The 12,828-nt window shown below is 63.2% G+C and carries 12 protein-coding genes; 8 read left to right on the forward strand and 4 right to left on the reverse strand.

From position 1 onward, the window contains the following. Positions 1-6: 6 nt before the first annotated feature. The gene (locus QM996_RS03115) at positions 7-687 is read right to left on the reverse strand and encodes an ArsR/SmtB family transcription factor (protein WP_500269249.1); all 681 of its coding nucleotides are present in this window, start codon (positions 685-687) and stop codon (positions 7-9) included. A gap of 93 nt (positions 688-780) precedes the next feature. Between QM996_RS03115 and QM996_RS03120 the strand changes: the two genes are divergently transcribed. The 4 genes from QM996_RS03120 to QM996_RS03135 all read left to right on the forward strand — a co-directional run bounded on the left by QM996_RS03120 (position 781) and on the right by QM996_RS03135 (position 3,362). Next, positions 781-1,101: an NIPSNAP family protein gene (locus QM996_RS03120; RefSeq protein WP_500269250.1), complete on the forward strand. Its 321-nt coding sequence runs from the start codon at positions 781-783 to the stop codon at positions 1,099-1,101. Between the two features lie 3 nt (positions 1,102-1,104). Continuing rightward, positions 1,105-1,455 carry an antibiotic biosynthesis monooxygenase family protein gene (locus tag QM996_RS03125; protein ID WP_173515850.1) on the forward strand — a complete coding sequence of 117 codons (351 nt, stop codon included), beginning with the start codon at positions 1,105-1,107 and terminating at the stop codon, positions 1,453-1,455. Between the two features lie 135 nt (positions 1,456-1,590). Then, positions 1,591-2,721, forward strand: coding sequence for a site-specific DNA-methyltransferase (locus QM996_RS03130; protein ID WP_500269251.1), 1,131 nt, complete (start codon positions 1,591-1,593; stop codon positions 2,719-2,721). Between the two features lie 239 nt (positions 2,722-2,960). After that, positions 2,961-3,362: a YkvA family protein gene (locus tag QM996_RS03135; RefSeq protein WP_500269252.1), complete on the forward strand. Its 402-nt coding sequence runs from the start codon at positions 2,961-2,963 to the stop codon at positions 3,360-3,362. A gap of 52 nt (positions 3,363-3,414) precedes the next feature. On the opposite strand, the gene QM996_RS03140 is transcribed toward QM996_RS03135, so the two are convergent. Both QM996_RS03140 and mutY read right to left on the reverse strand, forming a co-directional pair. Then, positions 3,415-4,032, reverse strand: a complete 618-nt coding sequence (locus QM996_RS03140; protein ID WP_429807828.1) for an HAD family hydrolase — start codon at positions 4,030-4,032, stop codon at positions 3,415-3,417. Between the two features lie 120 nt (positions 4,033-4,152). Then, entirely contained in the window at positions 4,153-5,241 is a 1,089-nt protein-coding gene (gene mutY, locus QM996_RS03145; protein WP_500269253.1) for an A/G-specific adenine glycosylase, read from the reverse strand. Positions 5,242-5,334: 93 nt separating this feature from the next. Between mutY and QM996_RS03150 the strand changes: the two genes are divergently transcribed. From QM996_RS03150 to smc, 4 genes are all read left to right on the forward strand, one after another. Next, positions 5,335-5,841 carry a DUF721 domain-containing protein gene (locus QM996_RS03150; RefSeq protein ID WP_500269254.1) on the forward strand — a complete coding sequence of 169 codons (507 nt, stop codon included), beginning with the start codon at positions 5,335-5,337 and terminating at the stop codon, positions 5,839-5,841. A 115-nt stretch (positions 5,842-5,956) separates the two neighbouring features. Continuing rightward, a complete protein-coding gene (locus QM996_RS03155; protein WP_500269255.1) occupies positions 5,957-6,778 on the forward strand; it encodes a DsbA family protein in 822 nt (273 codons plus the stop codon). Between the two features lie 86 nt (positions 6,779-6,864). After that, a complete protein-coding gene (locus tag QM996_RS03160; protein WP_500269256.1) occupies positions 6,865-7,236 on the forward strand; it encodes an endonuclease domain-containing protein in 372 nt (123 codons plus the stop codon). Positions 7,237-7,471: 235 nt separating this feature from the next. Beyond that, the gene (gene smc, locus QM996_RS03165; protein ID WP_500269257.1) at positions 7,472-10,933 is read left to right on the forward strand and encodes a coiled-coil domain-containing protein; all 3,462 of its coding nucleotides are present in this window, start codon (positions 7,472-7,474) and stop codon (positions 10,931-10,933) included. A gap of 3 nt (positions 10,934-10,936) precedes the next feature. Here the strand turns inward: smc and QM996_RS03170 are convergent, their stop codons facing one another. Further along, positions 10,937-12,712 carry a caspase family protein gene (locus QM996_RS03170; RefSeq protein ID WP_500269258.1) on the reverse strand — a complete coding sequence of 592 codons (1,776 nt, stop codon included), beginning with the start codon at positions 12,710-12,712 and terminating at the stop codon, positions 10,937-10,939. Between the last annotated feature and the right edge of the window lie 116 nt (positions 12,713-12,828).

Consider the following 12,828-nt stretch of genomic DNA (forward strand, 5'->3'; position numbering starts at 1 on the left):
GGCCGCCTATTGCGGAAACAGCTCCGAAAACGCCTTCTCGCCGCACGCGGTGAAGCGGATGGCGCGGCTGTTCGCTTCGCGCTTCGCCCAGCCCTTGTCGATGAAGAGCGTCAGCAGCGCCTCGCCGAGCGAGCCGGCAAGATGCGAGCGGCGCTCGCTCCAGTCGAGGCAGGTGCGGCAGATCGGGCGACGCGATTTCTTCAGAGAAGCATAGCCGATGCCCAGCGCTTCGATCCGATTTTGGCCAGCCGGCGTCAATGCGAGGTCGTCGCCGTTAATCTCGATCTGCTTCTCGGCGATCAGACTGTCATACATGCGCACGCCATAGTCGCCGGCGAGATGGTTGTAGCAGACGCGCGCTTTTCGCAGCGCCGGATCCTTCGGGCCGGGGCGATGACGGTTCATGCCGCGGCTGGCGGCGAAGCCCATCAGGTTTTCGAGCATCAGGCCGACTTCATCCTCGGCGAGCTGGAAATAGCGGTGCCGCCCCTGCTTGCGCTGGCTGAGCAGGCCACCGGTCTCGAGCTTCGAAAGATGGGAACTTGCGGTCTGAAGCGTGATCCCGGCATGGGTGGCAAGTTCGGTCGCCGTAAGCGCCCGACCGCCCATCAGCGCCGTCAGCATGTTGGCGCGGGCGGGATCTCCGATCAGGGAGCCGATGAGAGCGATGTCAGGACCTTCCTTCATACTTCGATCGTAGTCGAAGCATTCCCGTCGAACAAGCGGGCATAGTCGTCCCATCGAAGGCCAGGCGACAGGCTAGGCCACAAGGAGACGACGATGATCACCTGCTTCATCCGCTACGAAATCGATCCCTTCAAGAAGGAGGAGTTCGCCACCTATTCGCGCAACTGGGGCGAAGCGATCCCGCGCTGCGGTGCGGATCTCATCGGCTATTTCGGGCCGCATGAGGGGTCGGCGACGACGGCTTACGGCGTTTACAATGTCGAGAGCCTTGCGGCCTACGAGGCCTATCGCGCCCGGCTTGCCGCCGACCCGCTCGGTCGGGAAAATTATGCCTTCGCCCGCCGCGAACGGTTTATCCTGAAGGAAGACCGCATTTTCCTGAAGAAGGTATCCGCGGCCATCGGAGGAAAGTGAATCATGATTGCCGTCATCTTCGAAGTCCTGCCGGCCGAGGGCCGCCGCGACACCTATCTCGGTATCGCCGCCGACCTGCGCCCTCTGCTTGACGACATCGATGGTTTCATCTCGATCGAGCGGTTCCAGAGTCTCGCCAATCCCGACAAGGTGCTGTCCCTGTCCTTCTGGCGCGACGAGGAGGCGGTGAAGGCCTGGCGGAACGGCGCCGAACACCGCGCCGCCCAGGATGCGGGGCGTCACGGCGTCTTCGCCGACTATCGCCTGCGCATCGCCTCCGTCATCCGCGATTACGGGTTGAACGAGCGTCGTGAAGCGCCGGCCGACAGCCGCGCCTTTCACGACTCCAAATGAATCGGAGCAGCAAAACTTCTCACTAACATGGCGTGACTACGCACTTTTTCGGAATGGCCTTCAGGCTTTGGTAACCATCTTCGGTAACCATAAGCTCCATAGCCCGTTCCGAGTAAGCGTATTTGCGAGTTGTCCATGTCTTCAGTTGTTTCGCTTGCCGAAGTCTCCCGCTCCACCCGCCCGCTGGGTTGGCTCGACAGCATCATCAAGGGTGACTGCGTTGCGGCGCTCAATGCGCTTCCCGACAATTCGGTCGACGTCGTTTTCGCCGACCCGCCCTACAACCTCCAACTCGGCGGCATGCTGACCCGTCCCGATCAGTCGGTGGTCGATGCCGTCGACGACGAATGGGATCAGTTCGCCTCCTTCGAAGCCTATGACGCCTTCACCCGCGCATGGCTGCTCGCCTGCCGCCGCGTGCTGAAGCCGACCGGTACTCTCTGGGTCATCGGCTCCTATCACAACATCTTCCGCGTCGGCGCCATCCTGCAGGATCTGCACTTCTGGATCCTCAACGACATCATCTGGCGCAAGACCAATCCGATGCCGAACTTCAAGGGCCGCCGTTTCCAGAACGCCCATGAAACGCTGATCTGGGCGACGCCGAATGCCAACGCCAAGGGCTACACCTTCAATTACGATGCGATGAAGGCCGCCAATGACGACGTGCAGATGCGCTCCGACTGGCTCTTCCCGATCTGCTCCGGACACGAGCGGCTGAAGGACGACGACGGCAAGAAGGTGCATCCGACCCAGAAGCCGGAAGCGCTGCTCGCCCGTATCCTCATGGCCTCGACCAAGCCGGGTGACGTCGTGCTCGATCCCTTCTTCGGTTCTGGCACGACCGGTGCCGTCGCCAAGCGTCTCGGCCGTCACTTCGTCGGCATCGAGCGCGAGCAGGATTACATCGATGCGGCATCGGCGCGCATCGATGCCGTCGAACCGCTCGGCAAGGCCATGCTCTCGGTCATGACCGGCAAGAAGGCCGAGCCGCGTGTCGCCTTCAATACGCTGATCGAAAGCGGGCTGATCAAGCCCGGCACGGTGCTCACGGACGCAAAGCGCCGCTACAGCGCCATTGTCCGCGCCGACGGCACGCTCGCTTCCGGTGGCGAGGCCGGCTCAATTCATCGCCTGGGCGCCAAGGTCCAGGGACTTGATGCATGCAATGGATGGACATTCTGGCACTTCGAAGAGGGGAACACCCTGAAGCCCATCGACGAACTCAGAACCGTCATTCGAAATGATCTGGCAAAACTGAACTGATCAACCAGTTCGGCCAGATCCTTCGAAAGGCGCTCCGACCGGTTTTTGTACCTTCAGTCCCGGAAGGAGAGCTTTAAATGCCCGGAATCCTCAAGGGGGATTCCGGGCATTTGTATGTTTTCTGGGTTGCCGGATCGTTGACGCGAGAGGCAAGGAAGCTTCGCCTGATTGCCAATCCTTGAGTCCGGAAATAGGGTTCGGAGAAACCAGTCTTCACCCGAACAAGGGTTGCCATCGGCATGACCTCGCCCGATCGACTCCAACGCGCGAAGCAGTGGGCGCGTCAAATCAAACGCGACGTCGTCGCGCTCTGGTTCGCCGCGCGCGACCCTCGAACGCCGCTTTCAGCGAAGTTCGTTGCCGGCGCAGTCGCCGCCTACGCGCTGTCGCCGGTCGATCTGATCCCCGATTTCATTCCGGTGCTCGGCTACCTTGATGATTTGGTCATCGTTCCGCTCGGCATCCTGCTGGCGGTGCGTCTCGTCCCGCCGACGCTCATGCACGAATTTCGGGATCGGGCGACGGCATTGGAGGAACGCCCATCCAGCCGTGGCGGCCTGGTCGCGATCCTGTGCATCTGGTTGGCGGCCGCAGCGTTTGCCGGCTGGGTGGCGTGGCGAATCGTTTCGCCCGAAAGCTGAAGGCGCACCGTAGCTTAGCCGTCGTTCCATCGACCGGGCTAAACCGTTTGCGTCAGGGATGGATGCCGTATGAAGCGAGGTCGGCCTTCAATTTCTCGGGGTCGACGAAGTGCACCGCGTGCCAGCCGGCGAGCCGCGCGGCTTCGACATTTGCGACGCTGTCATCGATGAAGAGGGTCGCCGACGGGGTCAGGCCGAAGGTCCGCGCATGCGTTTCGTAGATGGCAATATCGGGCTTGATGAGCTTGACGTCGCCCGAAACGGTAACGCCGCGCGGCAGGGTCAGGAAGGGATAGAGGGTCTGGGCCTCGCGGAACGTGTCGGAGGCGAAGTTGGTCAGCATCGTCACGTCGCGCCCCTCGGCAATCAGCCGTTCCAGCAGCGAAACCGTCTCGACATAGGCGTGCGGCACCATCTCCTGCCAGTATTTGCGGAAGGCGCGGATCTGCACTTCGCGATCGGGAAAATCCTTGATCAAAAGCGCCTCGGCCTCCTCCCAGGAACGGCCGCGGTCCTGCTCGATGTTCCAGTCATGGGTGCAGACATTGGCGAAGAACCATTCCCGCTCCGCTTCGTCGGGGATGATGCGGCTGAACGGCAGGTTGGGGTCATAATGAATCAGCACCTTGCCGATGTCGAAGACGATGTGGCGGATCTCGATGCTGCTCATGGACGTATTCCTTGGCTTGGTCTTTTAGATCAGAAGTTGGGCCGGGATGTGGGCGGAGAACCGCACATTTTTCCTCATCCCGCTCCAGCACTTGGTTTCTAGAGCATCTTTCCGTTTGCTCTAGCGCTCCGCCTTGAAGGCATGCGGAATCGCCTGGGCGATCGCCTTTTTCATGACCGTCGGCAGCGCCTGGGCTTTCAGCGAATGAACCGGTTCCCACCAGCCGTCGCCGTCCGCTCCGACGCGCGCGACATTGGCGCGGTAGACGGAGAGACGCAACTCGAAATGTGTGAAGACGTGGCTGATGGTACCACAGTCTTCCCAGTGCGCGGCGAAGGGTTGGGAGGCGAGCGAGGTGTCACCGTCCTGTCGCGATGTCCAGTCGGTGCCGGGCACCTCGGTCATGCCGCCAAGCAAGCCGGTTTCGACCCGCTTGCGCAGATAGACGGCATTGTCGGCATCGATCGCGACGAAGGCGGCGCCGCGCCGAAGCGGCTTGTCCTTCTTCTGTGCCTTGCGCGGAAAGGTCTCGGGGTCGGCAACGACCAGCGCTCGACAATGCGCACGGAAGGGACAGAGCGAGCAGGCGGGCCGCTTCGGGGTGCAGATCGTCGCGCCGAGATCCATCATCGCCTGGGCGAAATCGCCCGGGCGATCGTCGGGCGTGAGGGCGGCGACGCGGGCGCGCATCTCGGGCTTCGCTGCTGGCAGCGGCATTTCGATCGCATAGAGCCGCGAGATCACCCGCTCGACATTGCCGTCGAGCACCGCGCTCTTGCGGTTGAAGGCGATCGCGGCGATTGCGGCAGCGGTGTAATCGCCGATACCCGGAAGGGATTTCAGCCCGTCTTCCGTGTCGGGAAAGCGGCCGCCATGATCGTTCGCGACGGCTTCGGCGCATTTCTTCAGGTTTCGGGCACGGGCATAGTATCCAAGCCCCGCCCAGGCCTTCATCACGTCCTCGTTGTCGGCGCGGGCCAGGTCCTCGATGGTCGGCCACAGCGACAGGAATTTCTCGAAATAGGCTTTTACCGCCTGGACGGTCGTCTGCTGCAGCATGACCTCCGACAGCCAGACATGATAGGGATCAGCGACGACCCCTCGCTTGGCCATAGGCGGCGAGACGCGCCAGGGCAGGTCGCGGTGGTGCCTGTCGTACCATTCCAAAAGAAGGGGTGCGGCGTCGGCCGCCGGTATCGGATTGTGCATGATTTGCCGGGAGTTCTGTTTCCGGCCTATACTTGGCGAAGCGGAGCCGCGGCATCAAGGCTCAATCGACATTGCATACAGAAAGTCGCTTTCGTGAGTGAGCAGAAGCCCCGCAAGGGCGTCGTCCAGATCAGCGAGGTCGCCAACGGCCTGATCGACCCCGTGCTTGCCAAGCGCGCAGGCATCAACACCATGCTGCTCGGCTCCTGGGATGAAATTGCCGGCGAAGACTTCGCCGATTGCACGCGGCCAGAGAAGATCGCCTGGCCGCGCCGCGCCTCGGAAATCGCGGGTGAGGGCGGTTACCAGCCGGGCGTGCTGACCGTCGCCTGCGAAGGCGCGCGTGCACTCTTCCTGACCCATGCCCAGGGAGAACTGATCCAGCGCATCAACGGCTTCTTCGGATTCTATGCCATCGGGCAACTGCGCATCGTTCAGAAGCCCGTCTCGCCGCAGCCGAAACACCGCGGCAAGCCGAAGCCGCTTTCGGGCGAGCCCGCGCGCCGGCTGGAGGCGATGGTCGAGGGCATTGAGAGCGAAGAACTGAAGGCAGCCTTGCGGCGGCTTGGGACGGCCGTGCTGGCGCCGCGACGGCGATAGGGCCATCAGCCGGTCACAATTCTTTGAATTCTGTTGACGCCCGGCCACTTGCCGCCCTGCGCGCAGCAAGATATCGAATCCGCAGCATAAATCCCTCCGAACACGGGTCAAATTCATGTCCGCTTCCGCAAAGAACCTTACGAAACGCCTGCTCAGCGGTGCCGCCATCGCAACCGTCGCCCTGGTGCTTGCTGCCTGCAGCGACGAAAAGAAGGAAACGGCCTCGACGACCGCGCCGACCGAGACGGCGGCAAAGCCCGCAACGGACGCCACCACGACCGCATCGACGACTGCGACCCCGGCAAGCACCGAAGCCAAGCCGGCCGCAGGCACCGAAGTCGCTCAGTCGACCACCGCCCCCGCGAAGGTCGAGCTTCCTTCCTCGGAAGGTTCGGTCGATCAGGCCAAGCTGCTCGAGCCGGGCGCTCTACCGGAAATGGCGCTGGGCGAAGCCAATGCGCCGGTGACAATCGTCGAATACATGTCGATGACCTGCCCGCATTGCGCGGCCTTCCACAACAACACCTTCGAAGCGATCAAGGCGAAGTACATCGACAGCGGCAAGGTGCGCTTCATCGTACGCGAATTCCCGTTCGATCCGCGTGCGGCGGCTGCCTTCATGCTGGCGCGTTGTGCGCCGGAAGGCCAGTATTTCCCGATGATCTCCATGCTCTTCAAGCAGCAGCAGCAGTGGGCCGCGGCCCAGAATGGCCGTGACGCGCTGCTGCAGATGTCCAAACTCGCCGGTTTTACACAGGAGAGCTTCGAGGCCTGCTTGACGAACCAAAAACTTCTGGATGATGTGAACTCTGTCATGCAGCGGGGCGCAAAGGATTTCGGCGTTCAGTCGACGCCGACCTTCTTCGTCAATGGTGAGCACTATTCGGGGGACATGTCGGTTGACGTTATGTCGGCCCTCATCGACAGCAAGCTCTGATCCTTCGCTTTTCCTGAAAACGGGCGACGGCAGCAGCCGTGTGCCCGTTTTTTTGTTCGTAGCGTTGCGGCAAGCGGGGTCACGACATGCCGCACGCTGACGTTTCACCAAAGGCCCGTACGAACGTCCGTCGCATGCGAAGGGCCATGACGGATGCCGAGCTCAAGCTTTGGAACGAACTACGCGCGCACCGATTCATGGGGCTCGGCTTTCGACGGCAAGTTCCGATTGCGGGGTATATCGTCGATTTTGCGTGCGCGACGCACAGGTTGATCGTCGAGGTCGATGGGTCGCAGCATGCGAGGGCAGACGACGCCGACTACGATCTGCAGCGTACCCAACGGCTGGAGGCTGACGGCTGGACGGTATTGCGCTTTTGGAACGACGATGTACTGCGCGACATCGACAACATCTGCGAGCATATTTTGCGCGTGATTGGAAAGGGGGCGTTTGAATGAGGCGCTCGTGGCTTCCCCCCCTCTGCCCTGCCGGGCATCTCCCCCACAAGGGGGGAGATCGGTTGGGGCACACGCTCGCGTCCTCGGCAACCGTCTTACCACCAGATCTGATTACCCTTTCGCCGCCACGCAATGGTGGCTGGGTACGTGGGACATCGCCGCAAGTTGATCTCCCCTCTTGTGGGGGAGATGCCCGGCAGGGCAGAGGGGGGTATCTGGCCCCAGCGTCCGCCGCATGAAGTTCAACAAGCTCCGCCTGCTCGGCTTCAAATCCTTCGTCGAACCGACCGAATTTATCATCGAGCGGGGCCTGACCGGCGTCGTCGGGCCGAATGGTTGCGGCAAGTCCAATCTCGTCGAAGCGCTGCGCTGGGTGATGGGGGAGAACTCTTACAAGAACATGCGCGCTTCCGGCATGGACGACGTGATTTTTTCCGGATCCGGCAACCGTCCAGCCCGCAACACGGCGGAAGTCGGCCTCTATCTCGACAACAGCGATCGCACGGCACCCGCGGCCTTCAACGACAGCGACGAGATCCAGGTGACGCGCCGCATCGAGCGCGAGCAGGGCTCTGTCTACCGGATCAACGGCAAGGAGGCGCGTGCCAAGGACGTGCAGTTGCTCTTCGCCGATGCCTCGACCGGCGCGCGTTCGCCGTCGATGGTCGGGCAGGGGCGTATCGGCGAGCTGATCGCGGCCAAGCCGCAGGCCCGCCGTCAACTGCTCGAAGAGGCGGCCGGCATTTCCGGCCTGCATTCGCGCCGCCACGAGGCGGAATTGCGCCTCAGGGCAGCGGAGACCAATCTCGAGCGTCTCGACGACGTCACGTCACAGCTCGAAAGCCAGATCGAGAGCCTCAAGCGCCAGTCGCGCCAGGCCAATCGCTTCAAGATGCTGTCGGCCGATATCCGCAAGCATGAGGCGATCCTGTTCCATATCCGCTGGGTGCAGGCCAAGGAGGCGGAGGCCGAGGCGACGAGCCAGCTCAACCAGATCACCGCACTGGTCGCCGAAAAGGCGCAACTGCAGATGCAGGCGGCCAAGGAACAGGCGATTGCCAGCCTGAAGCTGCCGGAACTGCGGGAGAACGAGGCGCGGTTCGCGGCGGCACTTCAACGTCTGCAGATCGCCCGCGCGCAGCTCGAAGAGGATGCCGGCCGGATCCTTAGGCGGCGCGACGAGTTGCATCGTCGCCTGGCGCAGCTTGCCGAAGACATCGCCCGCGAAGAGAGGCTGGTCGTCGACAATGCCGGTATTCTGGCGCGGCTCGACGAGGAGGAGGCCGAACTTGTCGATTTGCTTGCCGAAGCCGACGATCGCGCGACGGAAGCGCGTGAGCGGCTGGAGGAAGCGAATGAAAAGCTCGCCGGCAGCGAAGCGTTGTTGGCGCGATTGACCGCTGAACGCGCCGAGGCCCAGGCCGGTCGCAACCAGCTCGAGCGGACGCTGCGCGATCTCTCGGAGCGACAGGCCCGGCTTGCCCGGCAGTTGGCCGAGCAGTCGCGCGATCTCGATGAACTCGACAGGCAGATGGCCGCACTTCCCGACCCGCACGAGAAGCAGGGGCAGGTCGAGGTCGCCGAGGCTGCGCTCGAAGAAGCGGAAGCCAATGTGCTTGCGATCGAGGAGGCTCTGGCCGACGCGCGGCGCGCGGAGGTTGAGGCGCGTCCACCGGTTGACCGCGCACGTGCCGCTCTCAACGGCATAGAAACCGAAGCGCGCACGATCCGCCGCATGCTGGAGGCGGTTGCCGGCGGCGCCTATCCGGCTGTCGTCGAGGAGATGGAGGTCGACCGCGGCTTTGAGACCGCATTGGGTGCCGCGCTTGGCGACGATCTCGATTCGCCGCTCGACAGGCACGCGCCGGCCCATTGGCGCGCGCCGGGCGATCATGCTGGCGACGCCGATTTGCCCGAAGGCGCAAGCCCGCTGATCGCGCATGTGAAGGCGCCGGAGGCGCTGACGCGTGCGCTCAAGCAGATCGGCATCGTCGCAAGCGAGGCGGAAGCGGAGCGGCTGCTACCATCGTTGAAGCCCGGTCAGAGCCTCGTCACCAAGCAAGGCTCCGTCTGGCGCTGGGACGGCCACGTGACCGGTTCCGAGGCGCCGAGCGCTGCCGCCCTGCGGCTGGCGCAGAAGAACCGCCTCGCCGAACTCGACATGGAAACGGAAAGTGCCGCAGAGGCGCTGCGCCGCGCCGAGGCCGAACTGGCGGCCGCCGGCACGCGCATTCGTGCCGAAGACGAAAGGCTGCGGCTCGCGCGCGATGCGCAGCGCATGATAACGCGGCAGCTCGCCGAAGCCCGTGACGCCCTTGCGGCTGCCGAGCGCGCCTCGGGCGATCTTGCCCGCCGGCGCGCGGTATTGGCGGAAACACGCAGCCAGATCGAAGCCCAGGTCGAGGAAGTGGCCGAGCAGATCGAAACGGCGAACGACGCGCTGGCGGATGCGCCCGATCTCTCTGAACTTGAATTGAAACTGCGCACGCAGACGGCCGATGTCGCTGCCGATCGTGCCGCCGTTGCCGAAGCCCGTGCCGCCCATGACGGTTTGGCGCGCGAGAACGAGGCCCGCCAGCGGCGCATCGCCGCGATAGCCAACGAGCGCCAGACTTGGAAGGCGCGCGCCGCAAGCGCCGAGGAACACATCACGACGCTGCGCGACCGCGAAGCGGAAGCCCGCGATGAAGTGGAAGAGCTGATCGACGCCCCTGACGAGTTCGATGACAAACGCCGCTCCTTGATGAGCGAATTGCAGAAGGCGGAAGCGGCTCGGCGCGAGGCGGCCGACCTCCTCGCCGAGGCGGAAAATCACCAGCGCGAGGCGGATCGGCTGGCGGCAACCGCGCTTTCCGAGCTTGCGGAATCGCGCGAGAAGCGTGGCCGCGCGGAGGAGCGACTGGTCTCGGCCCGCGAACGCCGTGTCGAGATCGAAGCGCGCATCCAGGAGGCGCTCTCCTGTGCGCCGCATGAGGTCATGCGCCTGACCGGGCTCGCCGTCGACGAAGCGCTGCCGGACATGCGCAACATCGAGCGTGAACTCGAGCGGCTGAAGATCGAGCGCGAACGGCTCGGCGCCGTCAACCTGCGCGCAGAAGAGGAGCAGAAGGAGCTTTCCGAAAAGCTCGCTCTCATCCTCAGGGAGCGCGACGACGTCATCGAGGCGATCCGTAAGCTCAGGAGTGCCATCCAGAACCTGAACCGCGAAGGCCGCGAGCGCCTGATCGCCGCCTTCGACGTGGTGAACGTGCAGTTCCAGCGGCTGTTCACCCATCTCTTCGGCGGCGGCACTGCCGAACTGCAACTGATCGAGAGCGATGATCCGCTGGAAGCGGGTCTTGAAATCCTCGCCCGCCCGCCAGGCAAGAAACCGCAGACGATGACGCTGCTTTCGGGCGGCGAGCAAGCGCTGACCGCGATGGCGCTGATCTTTGCCGTGTTCCTCACCAACCCGGCGCCGATCTGCGTGCTCGACGAAGTGGACGCCCCGCTCGACGACCACAATGTCGAGCGCTACTGCAACCTGATGGACGAGATGGCGGCCTCGACCGAAACCCGCTTCATCATCATCACCCACAACCCGATCACCATGGCCCGCATGAACCGTCTCTTCGGCGTGACCATGGCCGAGCAGGGCGTATCCCAACTCGTTTCGGTCGACCTGCAGACGGCCGAACGATTGAGAGAAGTGGTGTAAGGGTCACTCAAATTCCAGCACGAGGCTCGGGCTCATATTGCTGAGCCCCATGTCTTGCCATGTGTTGAGATAGATGCTCTTCATGTCTTGCCGGCCATCGCGCTGGGTATAGTACATCGCGACATCGTTGCCCGGTCTGAATTCGTACGGCGCGCCCGGGAGCCATTTGGTGTAAGTCATGGCCTCGCCGCTGTCCCAATGCCAGCCGCCTTTGGGCTCCTTGCCTTGCGGGTCCTGAACCAGGCCGATCCACGGCCCGATTTTGTAGCTGATATTGTAGGGAGGGTCGTATCCCATGTCGAAGAAGTCTGGATCGGCGTTGAACAGCGACGCGATGAAGGCATTCTCGGCGTCCGACGTGATCGAGGCAAGGTATGTGCCGCAGTTCTTGGCGACGGTCTCAGCATAAGAAGAGCGCGTCGGCCCCGTTCGTGCCACGACATAGAGATGGCCCCCGAATGCGCCATAAACGGAGGGCTCGTGACCCAGGCATTTGATGGCAGTCAGGACGCGTTGGTCCGTTTCGAGCCCCACAACATCCCTGATGTCGTAGATTCGCGCCGTCTTGGAACTGTAAATGCCCTCGGCGGTAGCATTCACCTTGATTCCAAGGCTTGCGGCCGTCTTTTCGGTGATGAAACCCGATCCCCCCTGGCCGTTGGTGCGCTGGTAGCTTTTGATCGCTTCGCGCGTCTGTCCGCCGAAAATGCCGTCGGCGGTGCCAGCATCAAACCCCCTGGCCGTCAGTGCGAGTTGGACATCGCGTCGACGGTCTTTGTCAGGCAACAGCCGCGCTTCGACTGATTGCGGCAGACGGGACTCGTTGCCCACGGCTGCGGGTTCGATCTGTGCCAGTGCCTGACGCCCGAGTTCTGCGTATTCGCCGGTGCGATGCTTTTCGACGAAGAAGCGCCAGATGCGCGCGGTGCCGACCCTCAGCGCTTTCTTGAAGTCCTTTTCCGCGACAAGGGCCTCGGGGTCTGCGGCCGGTACCGCAACGGCGGGCTGGACGGCTGCAGTCTGCGGTGCTGCCGTTTCCGGCCCAAAGTAAAATTCCAGCGACAGGGAGGAGAGGATCTGTGGCTGCTGCTTGCCCTGCGTTTCCTTGCGCACGTCGCGCACGACCCGCTTAAAGGCGGTGCCGACCTCCAACCCAGCGCCTGAGAGATTGGCGATCAGTGCGCGGGTAAACGGCGAATGCCCGTCAGTGCCGTCGGCGGCAACTTGGCCGGGGGCGGCGGCGAATGCCACGAGCGTTCCGCCGCTCTGCGTCTCGATCGGCGCCAGCCCCCTGGTAGCGCCGCCGCGGGTGGCACCCTCCACTTCGCGCGTGAGCCGCTCGGCGAGTGGATTGTTGCGGCAGGCGTCGAGGAAGATCATCGATATCCTGGCGCGCTTCTCCAGCGCGCTGATGATCTCGGTGAGCGCTATGGTTTCGGCGGGGACGCCGAACTCACTCTCGAGCCTTGCGTCCGTGCCGACGAGAAAATTCTCGCCGCGCAACTGCATGCCATGTCCGGCGTAGTAGAACAGCGCGACATCGTCCGGGTTGATTTTGTGCGAAAAGCTTGAAAGTGCGTCGGCAAGACCCTTGCGATCCGCGTCGAGCACAAGATCGGTTTCAAACCCCTGCTCCTTGAGGAAAGTGCCGAATGCTTCGGCGTCACGCGCGGCGTTTGGCAAGTTTCCCGCCGCGACGTAGTTCGTCATGCCAACCACGAGTGCCAACCGTTTGCCGCTCTCCTCGGCGAGGCTGTGTCCGACGACAAGCAGGACCATCGGGATCGAGAGGATCCAGGACCTCAGTTTCGCACGCCATTGCATGACCGACCCTCCAAGCCCACGGGACTGAAACGAATTGCCATGACGGGTTATTCTTGGATGCGCCCCATCGC

It is taken from the genome of Sinorhizobium chiapasense (assembly GCF_045277575.1).
Classification (GTDB): domain Bacteria; phylum Pseudomonadota; class Alphaproteobacteria; order Rhizobiales; family Rhizobiaceae; genus Ensifer; species Ensifer chiapasense_A.

What these genes read in the sequence shown, in the direction of transcription:
- QM996_RS03115 (WP_500269249.1), bottom strand. Translation starts at nt 687, where the DNA reads ATGAAGGAAGGTCCTGACATCGCTCTCATCGGCTCCCTGATCGGAGAT.
- QM996_RS03120 (WP_500269250.1), top strand. Translation starts at nt 781, where the DNA reads ATGATCACCTGCTTCATCCGCTACGAAATCGATCCCTTCAAGAAGGAG.
- QM996_RS03125 (WP_173515850.1), top strand. Translation starts at nt 1,105, where the DNA reads ATGATTGCCGTCATCTTCGAAGTCCTGCCGGCCGAGGGCCGCCGCGAC.
- QM996_RS03130 (WP_500269251.1), top strand. Translation starts at nt 1,591, where the DNA reads ATGTCTTCAGTTGTTTCGCTTGCCGAAGTCTCCCGCTCCACCCGCCCG.
- QM996_RS03135 (WP_500269252.1), top strand. Translation starts at nt 2,961, where the DNA reads ATGACCTCGCCCGATCGACTCCAACGCGCGAAGCAGTGGGCGCGTCAA.
- QM996_RS03140 (WP_429807828.1), bottom strand. Translation starts at nt 4,032, where the DNA reads ATGAGCAGCATCGAGATCCGCCACATCGTCTTCGACATCGGCAAGGTG.
- mutY (WP_500269253.1), bottom strand. Translation starts at nt 5,241, where the DNA reads ATGCACAATCCGATACCGGCGGCCGACGCCGCACCCCTTCTTTTGGAA.
- QM996_RS03155 (WP_500269255.1), top strand. Translation starts at nt 5,957, where the DNA reads ATGTCCGCTTCCGCAAAGAACCTTACGAAACGCCTGCTCAGCGGTGCC.
- QM996_RS03160 (WP_500269256.1), top strand. Translation starts at nt 6,865, where the DNA reads ATGCCGCACGCTGACGTTTCACCAAAGGCCCGTACGAACGTCCGTCGC.
- smc (WP_500269257.1), top strand. Translation starts at nt 7,472, where the DNA reads ATGAAGTTCAACAAGCTCCGCCTGCTCGGCTTCAAATCCTTCGTCGAA.
- QM996_RS03170 (WP_500269258.1), bottom strand. Translation starts at nt 12,712, where the DNA reads ATGGTCCTGCTTGTCGTCGGACACAGCCTCGCCGAGGAGAGCGGCAAA.